Below are 15,823 nucleotides of genomic sequence, written 5' to 3'. Positions count from 1 at the left end.
GGTGGGGGAATTGGCAGCAGACGAGGCCGGGGCCGAGGGGGTGCCCGAGAGCCGGGGGAAGATCACGATCACGGAGATCGCCCGGCAGGCCGGGGTATCGGTGCCGACCGTCTCCCGGGTCGTCAACGGCCGCTCCGACGTCTCGCCGCGGACCCGGGCACGCGTGGAGGATCTGCTGCTCCGGCACGGCTACCGCAAGCGCGCGAACGCCTCCGGTTCCGGCGCCGCACTGCTCGACCTGGTCTTCAACGACCTCGACAGCCCCTGGGCGGTGGAGATCCTGCGGGGTGTGGAGGAGGTCGCCCACGCCGCCGGGGTCGGCACGGTGGTGTCGGCGATCCACGGGCGCTCCGGCGACGCCCGTGAGTGGATGCGCAACCTGCGGGCCCGCGCCTCCGACGGCGTCATCCTGGTCACCTCGGCACTGGAACCGGTGCTGCACCAGGAGCTGCGTGCCCTCGGAGTCCCGCTGGTGGTCGTGGACCCGGCGGGCTCCCCCGCCCTGGACGTCCCGACGATCGGCGCGGCCAACTGGTCCGGCGGCATGGCGGCCACCGAGCACCTGCTCTCCCTCGGGCACCGCAGGATCGGTCTGATCGCCGGCCCGCCGCGGCTGCTGTGCTCCCGGGCCCGCCTCGACGGCTACCGCGCCGCCCTGGAGGGCGCCGGCATCGCCCCCGACGGCTCCCTCGTCGTCCCCGGTGACTTCCACCCCGAGTCCGGGTTCACCGGCTGCAACGCCCTGCTGGCTCTCACCGAACCACCGACCGCCCTCTTCGCGGCCAGCGACCAGATGGCCCTCGGCGCGATCGAGGCACTGCGCCGACGGGGTCTGCGGGTCCCGGAGGACATGAGCGTGGTCGGCTTCGACGACCTCCCGGAGGTCCGCTGGTCGGCGCCGCCGCTCACCACGGTCCGTCAACCGCTCGCCGACATGGGCAAGTTGGCCGTCCGTACGGTCCTGCGACTGGCCCGCGGCGAACAGCCGGACTCTCCGCGCGTGGAACTCGGCACCGAGCTGGTGGTACGGGCCAGCACGGCACCCCCGGCACCCTGACAGACCGGGGGTGCCGGACCCCGGCGGTGCTCCCCAATGCACCGCCGGGGCGTTCCGGAAACCCTCCTGTACCAGGGCTACTTGCCGCCCAGCGCCTCCCGGATCGCGAAGTACGCCGGTTTGGGCCGCAGTTGCTCGTCGTACGGCAGCGCGGCGCCCTCCCCGGGGAAGAACGCCGGGATCCAGGAGTACTTGTCGGTGTAGTCCCACACCGTGATGCCCACGCACCGCCGTACGGCCAGGCAGGCCGAGGTCAGATCGCGGTACCAGTCGGCCTGCTGGGCCAGCTTCTCCTCGGTCGCCGGCAGGATCATGCGGATGTCGACCTCGGTGAGCGCGGTGTCGAGCCCGAGCCGGGAGAAGCGGCGGAGGTTGCCCTCCAGGGAGGTCGGATAACCGTACTGCAGAGCCAGATGGGCCTGCAGGCCGATGCCGTCGAGCGGGACGTGCTGCGCCTTCAGCTCCTGGGCCAGCCGGTAGTAGGCGTCGCTCTTCGGGCCGACGGCCTCGATGTTGTAGTCGTTGAGGTACAGCCTGGCGTGCGGGTCGGCCTGGTGGGCCCAGCGCAGGGCGTCGGCGATGTAGCCGGGGCCGAGCGTCCGGTACCAGATGGTGTCGCGGTAGGTGCCGTCCTCGTTGAACGCCTCGTTGACCACGTCCCAGGAGTAGACCTTGCCGCGATAGTGCCGCACCTCCGTCTGGATGTGCTTCTTCAGTACGGCCCTGAGCTCGTCCGCCGTCCAGGCGCGACCGGTGAGCCAGTCCGGCAGCTGGCTGTGCCAGACCAGGGTGTGGGCGCGCACCCGCTGGTGGTTCCTGCGCGCGAGGTCGACGATCTCGTCGCCGTTGGTCCAGTCGAAGACGCCCTGCTGGGGCTCGGTGGCGTACCACTTCATGCCGTTGCCGGGCGTGATCATGTCGAACTCGCTGCCCAGCACGGAGGTGTAGGCGGTGTCGGTGAGTTCGGGGTTGTCCGTGGCGCTGCCGAAGTAGCGGCCGTGGCGGTGGGCGAGTTCGGCGAGGGTGGCGGGCCGTTCGTGCGCCTGGGCGGGGGTGCCGGTGGTGACGCCGGCGGCGACCAGGACGGCGGCGAGGGCTCCGACGAGTCTGAGACGGGTCTGGGGCATGGTGCGACTCCTCACGGGGTGGGGGTGCGGGGCCGTACGTCCGGCGGCGCGCGTCATCCCTTCGTGGCGCCGGCGGTGAGGCCGCCGACGAGCTGGCGCTCGGCGACCGAGTAGAGGGCGAGGGCGGGGACCATCGCCAGGACGAGGTAGGCGAAGACACGGGCGTACTCGGCCGAGTACTGGCCCTGGAACTGCGCGACGCCGAGCGGCAGCGTCCACCACTTGGAGTCGGTGAAGACCAGCAGCGGCAGCATGTAGTTGTTCCAGCTGGTGACGACGGCGAGCACGGAGACCGTGCCGAGCGCGGGCCGTGCCATCGGCAGAAGCACCCGCCAGAAGAAGCCGAAGGCGCTGCAGCCGTCGAGGGTGGCCGCCTCCTCCAGTTCGCCGGGGATCTGCCGGAAGAAGCCGCGCAGGATGATGATCGTCATCGGCAGGCCGAAGGCGGCCTGCGGCAGGATCACGCCGAGCGGGTTGTCCAGCAGGCCGAGGGAGCGCAGCAGGAGGAACAGGGGCAGCGCGGCCACCGCCGGCGGGAACATCAGCCCCATCGTGAAGAAGGTGAACATCAACTCCCGGCCGCGGAAGGCGAACCGGGCGAAGGAGAAGGCCGCGAGGGCGGACACGGCGACCACGAGCACGCACGTCGCGACCGCCACCAGCGTGCTGTTGCCCAGCAGCCGCCAGAAGTCGCCGGAACCGAGGATGTCGGTGTAGTTGCCGGTCAGCCAGCGCTCGGGCAGCCCGAAGGGGTTGCGGGAGAGCTCGTCGGTGGACTTGAAGCCGGACAGCGCGGCGTACAGCAGCGGTACGACGATCACCGAGCCGACCACGACGAGGACCACGTGCAGCGGCAGTTTGCGCAGCGTGTTCACCTGCCGTCTCCCCTCATGTTCGTGGTGGCGCCCTCGAGGTCGCGGCGGAGCACGAACCGCTGGTAGGCGAGGGCGAAGACGAGGCAGATGCCGAACATGACCACGCTGATCGCGCTGGCGTAGCCGACCTGGTAGCGCTTGAAGCCGTACTGGAACATGGTCACGGCCATCGTCTCGGAGTGGTGGTCCGGCCCGCCCTGGGTGATCACCCAGACCAGGTCGAAGAGCTGGATGGACCCGATGACGGACAAAAAGACGCTGATGCGGAGCGTGGGAGCGAGCAGCGGCAGGGTGACGTTGCGGAAGCGCTGCCAGGGATTCGCGCCGTCGATCAGCGCCGCCTCCGTCAACTCGGCCGGGATCGACTGAAGTCCGGCGAGCAGCAGCATCATGTGGAAGCCGAAGTACTTCCAGGTCATGACGAGGAAGAGGGTCGCCATGACATAGGAGGGGTCGGCGAACCACTCGCCGCCGACGCCGTCCAGCCCGACGGCGCCCAGGACATGATCGGCGAGCCCGTCGTCCGGGGCGAAGACCATGCTGAACAGCACGCCGGTGATGGCCTCGGACAGGACGTAGGGCGCGAAGAACAGCATGCGGTAGACGGCCCGGCCGCGCAGCTTCTGGTTCAGCGCCACCGCCATGGCCAGCGCGAACGGCAGTTGCAGCAGGAGCGAGAGCCCGACCAGGAGGGCGCAGCGCCACAGGTCGCCGAGGAAGACGTCGTCCTGGAAGAGGCGGGTGAAGTTGTCGCCGCCGATGTAGTCGGAGGGCATGCCGAAGCCGCCCCAGCGGAAGAACGCGGCGTACAGCGCGAACAGCATCGGCAGCAGGACCAGCCCGATGAACAGCACCAGCGCGGGCACCTGGAAGCCGACCGCGGTGAGCCAGTTCACCAGGCTCCGACGCGCCCGTCCCCGCCCCGACGTCGCCGTCGGGGAGGGGAGGGCGACGTCCGGGCCCGTCCGCTTGTCCGGAAGGAAAGTGGAGGTCATCGCCGGCTACTGCTCTTCCTTCGCGGTCTTGGAGATCGACTGCGTGACCTGCTCGGGCGACTTGGAGCCGGAGATCAGCGCGGCGACGCTGTCGTTGACCTCCTGGCCGACGGCGGGCGCGTAGGCCTGGTCGAGGTAGAGCTGGAAGCCGGTGGCCGCCTTCAACTGGGCTTGTACGGCCTTGGTGTTGGGGTCGGAGAGCCCCTTCTCGGCGCCGGGGACCACCGGGAGGGTGTTGGTCTTCTTCACCAGCACCAGGTCGGTGGCCTCGGAGGCGAAGAACTTCAGGAAGTCGACGGCCGCCTGCGGGGCGCCCTTGCGCAGGGCGTGTCCGCCGCCACCGCCGAAGACCTCGGTGATGGCGCCCTTTCCGCCCTCGACCGCCGGGAAGGGGAAGAAGCCGAGGTTCGAGCCGAGGCCCTTGCCGGAGTCGGCCTCGACGACCGGGGCCCACTGGCCCATGAGCTCCATGGCGGCCTTGCCGTTGCCCATGGTGGCCGCCTGGCCGGTGGGCGTGGAGTACGCGGCGCCGAGGAAGCCCTTCTGGAACGGCTGGAGTTTGACCAGGTCCTGGAGGTGCTGTCCGGCCTGGACGAGCCCGGGGGCGGTGAAGTCCTTGTCGTCGTTGGCCTTCTTCAGCGCGTCGATGCCGGCCGTGCGCATCGCGAGGTAGGCCCAGTAGTACATGCCGGGCCACTTCTCCTTGCCGGCCAGGGCGATGGGCGTGATGTTCTTCGCCTTGAGCTTCTTGACGGCGTCGAGGAAGCCGCTCCAGGTGGTGGGCGGGGCGGTGATGCCGGCCTGCTTGAAGAGCGCCTTGTTGTACCAGAAGCCGATCATGCCGATGTCGAACGGGATGCCGTACGTCTTGTTGTCGAGGATGTACGCCTGCTTGGCGACGGAGAGCATGCCGTCGACCCACGGCTTGGTCCGGTCGGTGAGGTCCTCGACGAGCCCGGCGTCCACCTGCTGCTGGAGAACGCCGCCGCCCCAGGTGTGGAAGATGTCCGGGAGCTTCCCGGAGGCGGTCAGCGCCGTCATCTTCGACTTGTAGGCGTCGTTCTCCAGCTGCACGATCTTCACCTTGACCTTGGGGTTCTGCGCCTCGAACTTCTTGGCCAGACCCGCCCAGACGGTCTTGGTGGGTTCCGTGGTGGAGATGTTCCACCACTCGATCGTGGTCTTCCCGTCGGCCGACCCTCCGTCCGAGTCGCCGCCGCATCCGCTCAGAGCCGTCATGCCCAGACCGGCCGCGGCGGAGGCCGCCAGGAACCCGCGGCGGGACAGTGCCCGGTCGCCCATTTTGCGCTCCTTGGGGTAGGGACGGCGCGTCAACGACCGTCCGCTGGGACCGAAAGTTTCGGAGATGATCCAGAAAGCTTCGCTGTTGCCGCACCCTAGAGACAGCTCCTAAACGGTGGCAACCCCTTGAACGCGGTGAATCTGCGCGCGACGTCGCACAGCGGCGGCAGTGGGGGACTCAGGCTCGGTCCGGCAGGGGCGCGGATCCTCGCCCGTCACTTCCCGATCGGTCGAAACATTCGGCTCCGCACGCGAACATTACGGAGCCGATCAGGGCCGAGCCGATCAGGGCGGAGCCGATCAGGCGGTGCTAGCGCACGGAGACCGAGTCGGCCCGCTCCGCCTCGCTCTCGGCGGCGGCGAGCGCGCGGTTGCGGCGCACGGAGGACCAGAAGGACCAGGCGATCAGGACGACGCCGATGAGACCGGTGACGACCTCGTTGATCTGGTACTGGATGGTGACCATGAGGATCACGGCCAGGGCGCCGATCGCGTAGTGGGCGCCGTGCTCCAGGTAGACGTAGTCGTCCAGGGTGCCCTGGCGGACCAGGTAGACCGTCAGCGAACGGACGTACATGGCGCCGATGCCCAGGCCGAGCGCCATCAGCACGATGTCGTTGGTGATGGCGAACGCGCCGATCACGCCGTCGAAGGAGAAGGACGCGTCCAGGACCTCCAGGTAGAGGAACATGAAGAACGCGGCTCGGCCCACGAGGGTGCCCGCCGAGGGCTCGCGCTGCTCCCGCTCCCGCTCCTCCTCGTCCTCCAGCCTGTTCTCGAAGTAGCCGGACAGGCCGCCGACGACCAGGTAGGTGACCAGGCCCGCGATGCCGGAGACTAGGACGGTCTGCGCCTTGTCGGCGTGCGCGCCGCCGTGCTGGTGGGCGTGGGTGGCGAAGGTGAACGACGTGATCAGCAGGACGATCAGCGCGATGCAGACCGACAGCATGTCGACCTTGCCCAGCTTGGCCAGCGGGCGCTCGATCCAGCCCAGCCACTGGATGTCACGGTCCTCGAAGATGAAGTCCAGGAAGATCATCAGCAGGAACATGCCGCCGAACGCGGCGATCGCCGGGTGCGCGTCGGTCACCAGCTGCTCGTAGCGGTTCTTCTCCGTCAGCGCCAGGTGGACGGCGTCGTACGGGTTCAGCTTCGCGGTGACGGCGACGATGACGACCGGGAAGAGCAGCCGCATGCCGAAGACCGCGATGAGCACGCCGACGGTGAGGAAGATCGTCTGCCAGAAGGCGCTCATCTTCTTCAGGATCCCGGCGTTGACCACGGCGTTGTCGAACGACAGGGAGATCTCCAGCACGGCCAGGATCGCCACGATGCCGAACGCGGTCCAGCCTCCGTAGAGCACCCCTGCGGCCAGCCCGAGCACGGTGGCCGCGAACGCCCAACGGAAGGTCTTCAGCATCACCGGTCACCCAGTCCTCTCACCACGGCCGTGAACGTTCCGTACCGTCATCGGCGTTGTCTACCACGCCCGGCTGTCGTGCGGGTGTCCAGCCGGGAACCCGGCACACCGGCTTGTCGGGATCTTTGCGCTCGGCGGTCCGTCACGGACGAACGTCCGCCAGGAGGATGTCCAGGCCGCGTCGCGTGGTCGCGAGGACCACCCGGTCCCCCGCCCGCAGCAGGCGGCCCTGCTCAGGACGCCAGTCGAAACCGGTCCGATCGAAACGGGTCCCGGCCGGGGCATCCGCGGCCGCGGGCTGCGGAAGCGGCCCGCCGGCGGTGCCGACGGCCAGCACACGCCACTCGTTCTCCCGGAACGCCTCGTGCACCGAGCGCCCCTCCAGCTCCGGGTGCCCGGCCACGTCGACGCAGGTGAACAGCAGCGACCCGCGTTCCACCGGCATCACGCCCAGCACATGGCGGCCCATCATCGCGGCAGCGAACGAGGGCGCGGCCAGCGCGGAGACGCTCCGGCTCCGGGTCAGGGCATCCGGGTAGGAGGCGCGCAGGGTGCGCTGGACGGTGGCCGCGAACCCGTCGTCGTACAACCGTGTCACCACGCGCACCTCGGGGTCGGTCTCCCGCACCGCCATGACGATGTCGAGGTTGCGGCCGTCGTCGCGGGTGAGGACGAGCAGCGAGCGGCTGTGCCGGACCCGGGCCCGTTCGAGCACCCCGGGGATCGAGGCGTCGTCCAGGATCAGCGGGATGCCGAGTTCGCGCGCGAGGGCGATACCGCGGGCCCGCGGGTCGCACTCGATGGCCACGACCTGGTGTCCGGTGCCGTGCAGCCGGGCCAGCACCCGGGTGCCGACCATGCCGAGGCCGACCAGCACGATATGACCGTTCACGTCCTCGTCGGGGGGATGGCTCGCCGAGGCGGTGCGGAAGGCCTCGGTGGCGTTCATGGTCGAGGCGACCACGAGCGGCAGCACGGCCAAGCCGACGAAACCGGCGAGCAGTTGGAGCACACGGCGGGCGGGGGACTCCTCGGTGGCGGGGTCGCCCATGGTGAAGATGTCCAGCAGCGGCAAGTAGAAGTTCTTCCACCACGGATGTTCGTCCGTGAAGAGCGCGGTGGCGGTCGACAGGGCCACCACGACGGCTGCCAACGCCCCGTACACGGCCGCCAGTTGATGCGAGAGGAAGACCTTCCACGGCAGGTTCGCCAGGCGCGCCCGAAGCCACTTGCGCGGGCGGAAGTGCCGGACACGGATGGCCGGTTCGGCCGGATGCCGGCCGACCTCCTCCAGCATCAGCCGGCCGTGCGTACCCTGCCGCTGCCACGCGGTGCCGGTGTCGGGCAACAGCTGGGTGCCCTCCTCGCCGGGCGTCTCCGCGCTGTCCTGGCTGGCCGGGTCGTCCTGGTGGGCGCCGGACAGAACGGCCAGGGTGGCCAGGTCGGTGGCATGCGACGGGGTACCGGCGGGGCGTACGACGCCGCGGAAGACCCTGTCCTCGACCTGGAGGGTGTGTCCGCGGCCCAGCGCCGCGGCGGCCACGAGCTCCGGTACGGCGGTGTCGGCGTCGGAGAGCACCGTCGTGGAGGTGTCCTGCGCGATGTCCTCGCACAGTCCGGCCGCCCGGTCCAGCAGCCGCTCCAGATGACGGCCGCGCTCGCGGTCGAACATCCGGACGACCAGCCGGACGGAGGGGTTGACAGTGCGGGCCAGCAGAGCGGCGGTCATGTTGACCTGGTCGTCGCGGTAGGTGAGGGCGAGTGCCGCCGCCCGCTCCACGCCCGCCGCGCGCAGGGTGCGCTCGTCCGGGCGCGCGGAGACGTGCAGTTCGACCGGCGACTCCGGGTCGCGGTGCAGCTCGGCGACCTGGGCGCCGTGCTGGTCGCTCGCCGACGGCAGCACGACCGTGACGATCTCGCCGCACACGGCGTCCAGCTCGACGGCGAGCCGGTGCGCGAGCCCGTCGTCGCCGCAGATCACCATGTGCCGGGATCTCTGGCCGGGCTCCGTGCGGGCGGGATGAGTCGACGTCACATCAGACGAACGGCTCGGGCCCTCGGGCCTGTTCCGGCCGTGTACCTGACAGCGTCCAAGATTGCGTCAAGGACGCGCCAAGGGGGCGGAGCCACCCCGGCTCCCCGACGCCCCGGAGATGACGCTGGGTGTGCACCCTCGTCCCTCCCCCGTCCAGCCCATCCGGCCCCCGCAACGGCCGTGCGCTCCGGCCCGGCCGTGCGGACGGCTCTCACCAGGACGGTCTTAACGCAAGCTTGACGCCCTCGCCCCCCTCATCCGTGGGCCCGCACGTCACGCTCCGCTTACGCTGGTGCCGCCGTCCGCGTGATGGCCCCCACCACACGCCGAGCCGCACATCAGGAGCACGCCGATGGCCACCACCGAGCACCCACCCCCCAGTCGCCTGCGGGCCTGGATGCTGGAGGGCCTCTCCGACATGGGCAAGGGCGTCCAGCAGGCGCCGCACGCCCGGCCGGAACCGCCGCACAAGGGCCAGCGCTGGTACCGGGTGATGTGTCTGACCGGCGTCGACTACTTCTCGACTCTGGGCTACCAGCCGGGCATCGCGGCCCTCGCCGCCGGCCTGCTGTCCCCGGTGGCGACCGTCGTGCTCGTGATCGTCACGCTCGCCGGCGCGCTGCCCGTCTACCGCCGCGTCGCCGAGGAGAGCCCGCACGGCGAGGGCTCGATCGCCATGCTGGAACGTCTGCTGTCGTTCTGGAAGGGCAAGCTCTTCGTCCTGGCGCTGCTCGGCTTCGCGGCCACCGACTTCCTGATCACCATCACCCTCTCCGCCGCGGACGCGGCCACCCACATGGTCGAGAACCCGCACCTGACCAGCGCCTTGCACGGCCGGCAGATGCTGATCACGCTGGTCCTCGTCGCCCTGCTCGGCGCGGTCTTCCTCAAGGGCTTCCTGGAGGCGATCGGCGTCGCGGTGGCCCTGGTGGTGGCCTACCTCAGCCTCAACGCGGTCGTCGTCGCCGTCGGCCTGTGGCACGTGGTCACCGCGGGGCACGTCGTCACCGACTGGACGAGCGCCCTGACGGCCGAGCACGGCAACGTCTTCGCCATGATCGGCGTGGCCCTGCTGGTCTTCCCCAAACTCGCGCTGGGCCTGTCCGGCTTCGAGACCGGCGTGGCCGTCATGCCGCACGTCCAGGGCGACCCCGGCGACACCGAGGACAACCCCAAGGGCCGCATCCGCGACACGAAGAAGCTCCTCACGACCGCCGCCCTGATCATGAGCGTCTTCCTGATCGTCACGAGCTTCATCACCACCGTGCTGATCCCCGAGAAGGAGTTCAAGCCCGGCGGCCAGGCCAACGGACGCGCCCTCGCCTACCTCGCCCACGAGTACCTGGGCAACGCCTTCGGCACGGTCTACGACGTCTCCACCATCGCCATCCTGTGGTTCGCGGGCGCCTCCGCGATGGCCGGCCTGCTCAACCTGATGCCGCGCTACCTGCCCCGCTACGGCATGGCCCCGCACTGGGCCCGCGCGGTGCGCCCGATGGTCATCGTCTTCACCCTGATCGCCTTCCTGGTCACCTGGATCTTCGACGCGAACGTCGACGCCCAGGGCGGCGCCTACGCCACCGGCGTCCTGGTGCTCATGTCGTCCGCGGGAATCGCGGTGACCATCGCCGCCCGCCGCGCGGGGCAGCGCGGCTGGACGATCGGCTTCGGCGTCGTCTCGGCGGTCCTGCTCTACGTCACCGGCGCCAACGTCGTCGAACGCCCCGACGGCGTCAAGATCGGCGCCTGCTTCATCGCCGGCATCATCCTGGTCTCCCTGCTGTCCCGGCTGGCCCGCGCCTTCGAACTGCGGGTCACCGAAGTCCAGCTGGACGGGATGGCGGAACGATTCATCCGGGACATCGCGAGCCGGCGGATACGGTTCATCGCCAATGAGCCCGATCAGCGGGACAAGGCCGAGTACCGCGACAAGATCGAGCAGATCCGCGCCGACAACGACATGCCCGAGGCGGAGGACTTCGTCTTCGTCGAGGTCACGGTCACCGACCCCTCCGAGTTCGAGGCCGGTCTCACGGTGCGCGGCGAGGTCCTGCACAACCGCTACCGCGTACTGACCCTGGAGTCCTCCTCCATCCCCAACGCCCTGGCCGCGCTCCTCCTCCACGTCCGCGACACCACGGGCTGCATCCCGCACATCTACTTCGAGTGGACCGAGGGCACCCCCTTCGCGAACTTCCTGCGCTTCTTCCTCTTCGGCCAGGGCGAGGTCGCCCCGGTCACCCGGGAGGTCCTGCGCGAGGCGGAACCGGACCGCGCCCGCCGGCCGCGCGTGCACACCGGCTGAGGCACGGCGTCAGAATCGCGTCAAGACCGGCCCTCCCGCCGTCAGGACCCCGTCAAGGCCCGTCGTCCTCGCACGCGCCCCGGCCTACGGTCTCGATATGCGAGGCAGCGGACCGCAGAGCCCGGCCGACGACCGCCACTGGCGTGGCAGCGCACGGCTGGCCGGGTGCTGCGCGGTCGTCTTCTGCGCCATGGCCGAACTGGTCGACTGGGACGCCCGGACCCTGACGCCCCTGCGCGCACTGGTCTGGCTCGCCCTCTCCCTCGCGGTCTTCACGGTCCTGCTTCCGCCACACGTCACAGCGGGCGCGGGCCGCCTCACGGCACGCGGCCCCCTGCACCGGCGGACGATCCACACGGACGCCCTCGTGACGGTGACGCAGTACGGCGGCGTCTCCTCCCACCTGGTGCTCAGGGACGTCCACGGCCACCGGCTGGAACTCGACCCCCGGGTCCTGATCGCCAACCCCGTGCTGTGGCACGAACTGGACACGGGAGCGCGCCGCTCGCTGCAACGGGGCACGCTGCACCAGGGGTTCGACGTCCTCCGGCGCCTCGGCCACCGCATCGACGACGAGACCGTACGGGCGGTCCTCAGGGAGTCGGGGCTTTCCTGATCCGTCCGACCCCGCATGTCGACGCGCAGCACGACAGGGGCACCCGAGCCGTCCGCCGAGACCCCTTCCCGGCCCTATCGTGACCGCATGCAGAGCTACACGATCGGCCAGGCAGCACGGCTGCTCGGCGTCAGCCCGGACACCGCACGCCGTTGGGCCGACGCCGGCCGGGTCGCGACCCACCGCGACGAGGGCGGACGCCGGCTCATCGACGGCCGGGCACTGGCGGCCTTCTCCGTCGAACTCGCCAAGGCAGGCAGCACCGAGGACGAAGCCCCGTACACCTCGGTCCGCAACGCCTTTCCCGGGATCGTCACCGCGATCAAGCTCGGGGACGTCGCCGCCCAGGTCGAGATCCAGGCCGGCCCGCACCGCCTGGTCTCCCTCCTGACCCGCGAGGCGGTGGAGGAACTGGGTCTGGAGGTAGGCATGGAGGCCACGGCCCGTGTGAAGTCGACCAACGTCCACATCGACCGCACCTGACCCGTCCGCCCCCCTCGTCCCGTACGAACGCACATGCGCACCCACAGCGCCCATCGGGCCAGCTCATGCGAACCGACAGGAGACTTACGCCTCGCATATGCGCCAGTATGATCGACGCATGGGAGGGGCCCGACGGGCTCCTCCAGGAGGCAACCGAGGGAGTGCACCCCGTGATGACCCGTTCCGCGCGCCGGACCCGCCGGACCCTGCAGGCGGCCGGCGCTGGAGCCGCCGCGCTGCTGGCCCTGACCGCCTGCTCGTCCTCCGACTCGCACGACACGAAGTCCGCCCCCGCGCCGTCCGAGTCGGCGAAGCTGTCCGGCACGGTCACCGTCTTCGCCGCCGCCTCCCTCCAGGAGAGCTTCACGACCCTGGGCAAGGAGTTCGAGAAGGAACACCCCGGCACGAAGGTCACCTTCAACTTCGGCGGCAGCGACACCCTCGCGGCGAGCATCACGGGCGGCGCCCCGGCCGACGTCTTCGCCGCCGCCAGCCCCAAGACGATGGCGATCGTGACGGACAAGAAGGACGCGGTCGGCGCCCCGGCCACCTTCGTCCGCAACCAGCTGGAGATCGCCACGCTGCCGGGCAACCCCGACAAGGTCTCCTCCCTGAAGGACCTCACCAGGTCGGGCCTGAAAGTCGTCCTGTGCGACAAGACGGTGCCCTGCGGCGCCGCGGCTCAGAAGGCCCTCGACGCGAGCAAGCTGAAGCTCACCCCGGTCTCCTACGAACAGGACGTCAAGAGCGCCCTGACGAAGGTCGAACTGAAGGAGGCCGACGCGTCCGTCGTCTACAAGACGGACGTGAAGGCCGCCGGTGACAAGGTGGAGGGCGTGGAATTCCCCGAGTCCGCCAACGCCATCAACGACTACCCGATCGCCCTGCTCAAGGACGCGCCGAACGCCGCCGCGGCCCAGGCCTTCATCCAGCTGGTCAAGTCCGCCGAGGGCCAGAAGGTCCTGAGCGGGGCCGGGTTCCTCAAGCCATGACCTCCGGCGACGAGCCCGACGCCGCGGCCGACACCCTTGAGGGCGGCCCGCGGCCCGGCCGTGTCCGCAAGACCTTCCGGCGCGAAGACCGCCAGGGCGAGACCGGCTCCCGCCCGCGCAGGCCGCGCGGGCGGACGTCGTACGGGCGCCGGCCGCGGGGACGCGGGGTCCCGCTGCCCCTCCTGCTCCCCGCCCTGCTCGGACTGGCCTTCCTCCTCCTGCCGCTGCTCGCCCTCCTCGTCCGGGCTCCCTGGAGCACCCTCCCCGACCAGCTGACCAGCGCCGAGGTGTGGCAGGCGCTGCGGCTGTCCCTGGTGTGCGCCACCTCGGCGACACTGGTGTGCCTGGTCATCGGCGTCCCGTTGGCCTGGCTGCTGGCCCGCACCGACTTTCCCGGCCGCCGTCTGGTACGGGCCCTGGTGACCCTGCCCCTCGTCCTGCCCCCGGTCGTCGGCGGCGTCGCCCTCCTCCTCGCCCTCGGCCGCAACGGCATCGTCGGCCAGTGGCTGGACTCGTGGTTCGGCATCACGCTCCCCTTCACCACGACCGGCGTCGTGGTCGCCGAGACCTTCGTGGCGCTGCCGTTCCTCGTCATCAGCGTCGAGGGCACCCTGCGCGCGGCTGACCCCCGTTACGAGGAGGCCGCCACCACCCTGGGCGCCTCCCGCTTCACCGCGTTCCGCCGCGTCACGCTGCCCCTCATCGCCCCCGGCATCGCCGCGGGCGCCGTCCTGGCCTGGGCGAGGGCACTGGGCGAGTTCGGCGCGACGATCACCTTCGCGGGCAACTTCCCCGGCCGCACCCAGACGATGCCCCTGGCGGTCTATCTGGCCCTCCAGAACAACCCGGAGGCGGCCATCGCCCTCAGCCTGGTACTCCTGATCGTCTCGATCGCGGTACTGGCAGGCCTACGAGACCGCTGGATGACAACCTCGTGACTGCGAACCCGGCCGATCCCGAAGCCCGCCCGACCCCGAACCCTGCCGGACCCGAGGGCCGTCTGATGCCGAACTCCCACCCCGCAGCCGCCGAGGGCGCTCAGCCCGCACAGGGGCCACCCGCACCCGAAGACGAAACCGTCATGGCTGGTGCGAGTGGGAAGCCCATCCCGGCCGAAGGGTGGGCAGAACCCGCCCTGGACGCCCGCCTCCAGGTGACCCACCCCCACTTCCGCCTGGACATCACCCTCGCCGCGGCCCCCGGCGACGTCCTCGCCCTCCTCGGCCCCAACGGAGCCGGCAAGACCACCGCCCTGCGCGCCCTCGCCGGCCTCACCCCCCTCACCGACGGCCACCTCCGCCTCGACGGCACCGACCTGACCCGTACACCCCCCGAGAACCGCCCCGTCGGCGTCGTCTTCCAGGACTACCTCCTCTTCCCCCACCTCACCGCCCTGGACAACGTCGCCTTCGGCCCGCGCTGTCAGGGCGCCTCGAAGGCCGAGTCCCGGGCCCGCGCCACCGAGTGGCTGACCCGCATGGGCCTGGCGGACCACCTCACCGCCAGACCCCGCCGCCTCTCCGGCGGCCAGGCCCAGCGCGTGGCCCTCGCCCGCGCCCTCGCCACCAACCCCCGTCTGCTCCTCCTCGACGAACCCCTCGCCGCCCTCGACGCCCGCACCCGCCTCGACGTACGCGCTCAACTCCGCCGTCACCTGGCGGAGTTCGAGGCCGTGGCCGTACTCGTCACACACGACCCGCTGGACGCGATGGTGCTGGCCGACCGGCTGGTGGTCGTCGAGCACGGCGAGGTCGTCCAGGAGGGCACGCCCTCCGACATCGCCCGTCACCCCCGTACGGACTACATCGCCAGGCTGGTCGGCCTGAACCTCTACAAGGGCCGGGCCGAAGGCCACACCGTCCACGTCGACACCGGCCCCGCCATCACCACCACCGAGAACCTGTCCGGCCCGGTCTTCGTCGCGTTCCCGCCCAGCGCCGTCACCCTCTTCCGCGACCCGCCCACCGGCTCCAGCGCCCGCAACCACTGGCGCTGCGAGGTGGCCGGTCTGGAGACCCACGGCGACCAGATCCGCGCCGACCTCACCGGCGAACTCCCGCTGGCCGCCGACCTCACCACGGTCGCCGCGGCCGAACTCGACCTGCACCCCGGCTCTGTGGTCTGGGCGACGGTCAAGGCGACGCAGACGCACGCATACCCGGCATGACGGGCCCCCGGCCCTAGGGTTTGCCCATGACCCTGAGCATCCGCAACCAGATCCCCGGCACGGTCACCGCCGTCACCCCCGGCGAGGTGATGGCGACCGTCAAGGTGCGCCTCACCGGCGGCCAGGACATCACCGCGGCGATCACCCGGGAGTCCGTCGAGGACCTCGGCCTCACCGAAGGCACCGCAGTGCGCGCCCTGGTGAAGTCGACCGAGATCTCCCTGGCCACCGCCCCGGTCGCGGGCCTGTCCATCCGCAACCAACTGCCCGGGACGGTCACCGGCATCGCGACCGGCGGCGCCATGGCCTTGGTCAAGATGGCAATCCAGGGCGCCGAGCTGACGTCCGCGATCACCACGGACGCCGCGCAGGACCTCGGTCTGGCGGCCGGCGCATCGGTCGTCGCCCTGATCAAGTCGACGGAGATCTCCCTCGCCACGGCCTGACGG

Annotated in this window: 14 protein-coding genes; 8 read left to right on the top strand and 6 right to left on the bottom strand. The window is 70.7% G+C overall.

Annotated features, from left to right (window positions below; all coding sequences use genetic code 11):
- Window positions 1-10: 10 nt before the first annotated feature.
- Window positions 11-1,057, top strand: a complete 1,047-nt coding sequence (locus ACQF4J_RS37835; protein WP_351564439.1) for a LacI family DNA-binding transcriptional regulator — start codon at window positions 11-13, stop codon at window positions 1,055-1,057.
- A 77-nt stretch (window positions 1,058-1,134) separates the two neighbouring features.
- On the opposite strand, the gene ACQF4J_RS37830 is transcribed toward ACQF4J_RS37835, so the two are convergent.
- From ACQF4J_RS37830 to ACQF4J_RS37805, 6 genes are all read right to left on the bottom strand, one after another.
- Window positions 1,135-2,184 carry an endo-1,4-beta-xylanase gene (locus ACQF4J_RS37830; protein ID WP_427167785.1) on the bottom strand — a complete coding sequence of 350 codons (1,050 nt, stop codon included), beginning with the start codon at window positions 2,182-2,184 and terminating at the stop codon, window positions 1,135-1,137.
- Window positions 2,185-2,237: 53 nt separating this feature from the next.
- Window positions 2,238-3,059, bottom strand: coding sequence for a carbohydrate ABC transporter permease (locus ACQF4J_RS37825; RefSeq protein ID WP_351564435.1), 822 nt, complete (start codon window positions 3,057-3,059; stop codon window positions 2,238-2,240).
- Window positions 3,056-4,054, bottom strand: coding sequence for a carbohydrate ABC transporter permease (locus ACQF4J_RS37820; protein WP_427167784.1), 999 nt, complete (start codon window positions 4,052-4,054; stop codon window positions 3,056-3,058). The genes ACQF4J_RS37825 and ACQF4J_RS37820 overlap by 4 nt, the downstream gene beginning before the upstream one ends.
- 6 nt (window positions 4,055-4,060) lie before the next feature.
- Entirely contained in the window at window positions 4,061-5,356 is a 1,296-nt protein-coding gene (locus ACQF4J_RS37815) for an extracellular solute-binding protein (RefSeq protein ID WP_351564431.1), read from the bottom strand.
- A gap of 310 nt (window positions 5,357-5,666) precedes the next feature.
- Window positions 5,667-6,779, bottom strand: a complete 1,113-nt coding sequence (locus ACQF4J_RS37810) for a DUF475 domain-containing protein (protein WP_351804636.1) — start codon at window positions 6,777-6,779, stop codon at window positions 5,667-5,669.
- Window positions 6,780-6,918: 139 nt separating this feature from the next.
- The gene (locus ACQF4J_RS37805) at window positions 6,919-8,760 is read right to left on the bottom strand and encodes an NAD-binding protein (protein WP_351583249.1); all 1,842 of its coding nucleotides are present in this window, start codon (window positions 8,758-8,760) and stop codon (window positions 6,919-6,921) included.
- A 403-nt stretch (window positions 8,761-9,163) separates the two neighbouring features.
- Here ACQF4J_RS37805 and ACQF4J_RS37800 point away from each other — a divergent pair, with 403 nt between their 5' ends.
- The 7 genes from ACQF4J_RS37800 (at window position 9,164) to ACQF4J_RS37770 (ending at window position 15,820) form a co-directional block, all read left to right on the top strand.
- Complete coding sequence (locus tag ACQF4J_RS37800; RefSeq protein WP_351804638.1) at window positions 9,164-11,116, top strand: amino acid transporter; 1,953 nt, start codon at window positions 9,164-9,166, stop codon at window positions 11,114-11,116.
- A gap of 97 nt (window positions 11,117-11,213) precedes the next feature.
- Window positions 11,214-11,732, top strand: coding sequence for a hypothetical protein (locus ACQF4J_RS37795; protein WP_351583243.1), 519 nt, complete (start codon window positions 11,214-11,216; stop codon window positions 11,730-11,732).
- An 87-nt stretch (window positions 11,733-11,819) separates the two neighbouring features.
- On the top strand, window positions 11,820-12,215 hold the full coding sequence (locus tag ACQF4J_RS37790) for a TOBE domain-containing protein (protein ID WP_351583240.1): 396 nt from the start codon (window positions 11,820-11,822) through the stop codon (window positions 12,213-12,215).
- Between the two features lie 173 nt (window positions 12,216-12,388).
- The gene (gene modA / locus ACQF4J_RS37785) at window positions 12,389-13,207 is read left to right on the top strand and encodes a molybdate ABC transporter substrate-binding protein (RefSeq protein ID WP_427167783.1); all 819 of its coding nucleotides are present in this window, start codon (window positions 12,389-12,391) and stop codon (window positions 13,205-13,207) included.
- Window positions 13,204-14,145: an ABC transporter permease gene (locus ACQF4J_RS37780; RefSeq protein WP_351583234.1), complete on the top strand. Its 942-nt coding sequence runs from the start codon at window positions 13,204-13,206 to the stop codon at window positions 14,143-14,145. The genes modA and ACQF4J_RS37780 overlap by 4 nt, the downstream gene beginning before the upstream one ends.
- 143 nt (window positions 14,146-14,288) lie before the next feature.
- The gene (locus tag ACQF4J_RS37775) at window positions 14,289-15,374 is read left to right on the top strand and encodes an ABC transporter ATP-binding protein (RefSeq protein WP_427167782.1); all 1,086 of its coding nucleotides are present in this window, start codon (window positions 14,289-14,291) and stop codon (window positions 15,372-15,374) included.
- A 26-nt stretch (window positions 15,375-15,400) separates the two neighbouring features.
- Window positions 15,401-15,820: a TOBE domain-containing protein gene (locus tag ACQF4J_RS37770; protein WP_351583228.1), complete on the top strand. Its 420-nt coding sequence runs from the start codon at window positions 15,401-15,403 to the stop codon at window positions 15,818-15,820.
- The last annotated feature ends 3 nt before the right edge of the window (window positions 15,821-15,823 follow it).

The sequence above is a fragment of the Streptomyces sp. C1-1 genome (assembly GCF_050214755.1).
GTDB lineage: Bacteria > Actinomycetota > Actinomycetes > Streptomycetales > Streptomycetaceae > Streptomyces.
Note: the sequence above shows the minus strand (reverse complement) of the source record. Positions and strands in the feature narration are given on the sequence as shown.

Coding starts and splice junctions, on each gene's coding strand:
- ACQF4J_RS37805 (WP_351583249.1), bottom strand. CDS start 8,760: ATGGTGATCTGCGGCGACGACGGGCTCGCGCACCGGCTCGCCGTCGAG.
- ACQF4J_RS37770 (WP_351583228.1), top strand. CDS start 15,401: ATGACCCTGAGCATCCGCAACCAGATCCCCGGCACGGTCACCGCCGTC.
- ACQF4J_RS37815 (WP_351564431.1), bottom strand. CDS start 5,356: ATGGGCGACCGGGCACTGTCCCGCCGCGGGTTCCTGGCGGCCTCCGCC.
- ACQF4J_RS37830 (WP_427167785.1), bottom strand. CDS start 2,184: ATGCCCCAGACCCGTCTCAGACTCGTCGGAGCCCTCGCCGCCGTCCTG.
- ACQF4J_RS37820 (WP_427167784.1), bottom strand. CDS start 4,054: ATGACCTCCACTTTCCTTCCGGACAAGCGGACGGGCCCGGACGTCGCC.
- ACQF4J_RS37775 (WP_427167782.1), top strand. CDS start 14,289: ATGGCTGGTGCGAGTGGGAAGCCCATCCCGGCCGAAGGGTGGGCAGAA.
- ACQF4J_RS37795 (WP_351583243.1), top strand. CDS start 11,214: ATGCGAGGCAGCGGACCGCAGAGCCCGGCCGACGACCGCCACTGGCGT.
- ACQF4J_RS37790 (WP_351583240.1), top strand. CDS start 11,820: ATGCAGAGCTACACGATCGGCCAGGCAGCACGGCTGCTCGGCGTCAGC.
- ACQF4J_RS37780 (WP_351583234.1), top strand. CDS start 13,204: ATGACCTCCGGCGACGAGCCCGACGCCGCGGCCGACACCCTTGAGGGC.
- ACQF4J_RS37800 (WP_351804638.1), top strand. CDS start 9,164: ATGGCCACCACCGAGCACCCACCCCCCAGTCGCCTGCGGGCCTGGATG.
- modA (WP_427167783.1), top strand. CDS start 12,389: ATGACCCGTTCCGCGCGCCGGACCCGCCGGACCCTGCAGGCGGCCGGC.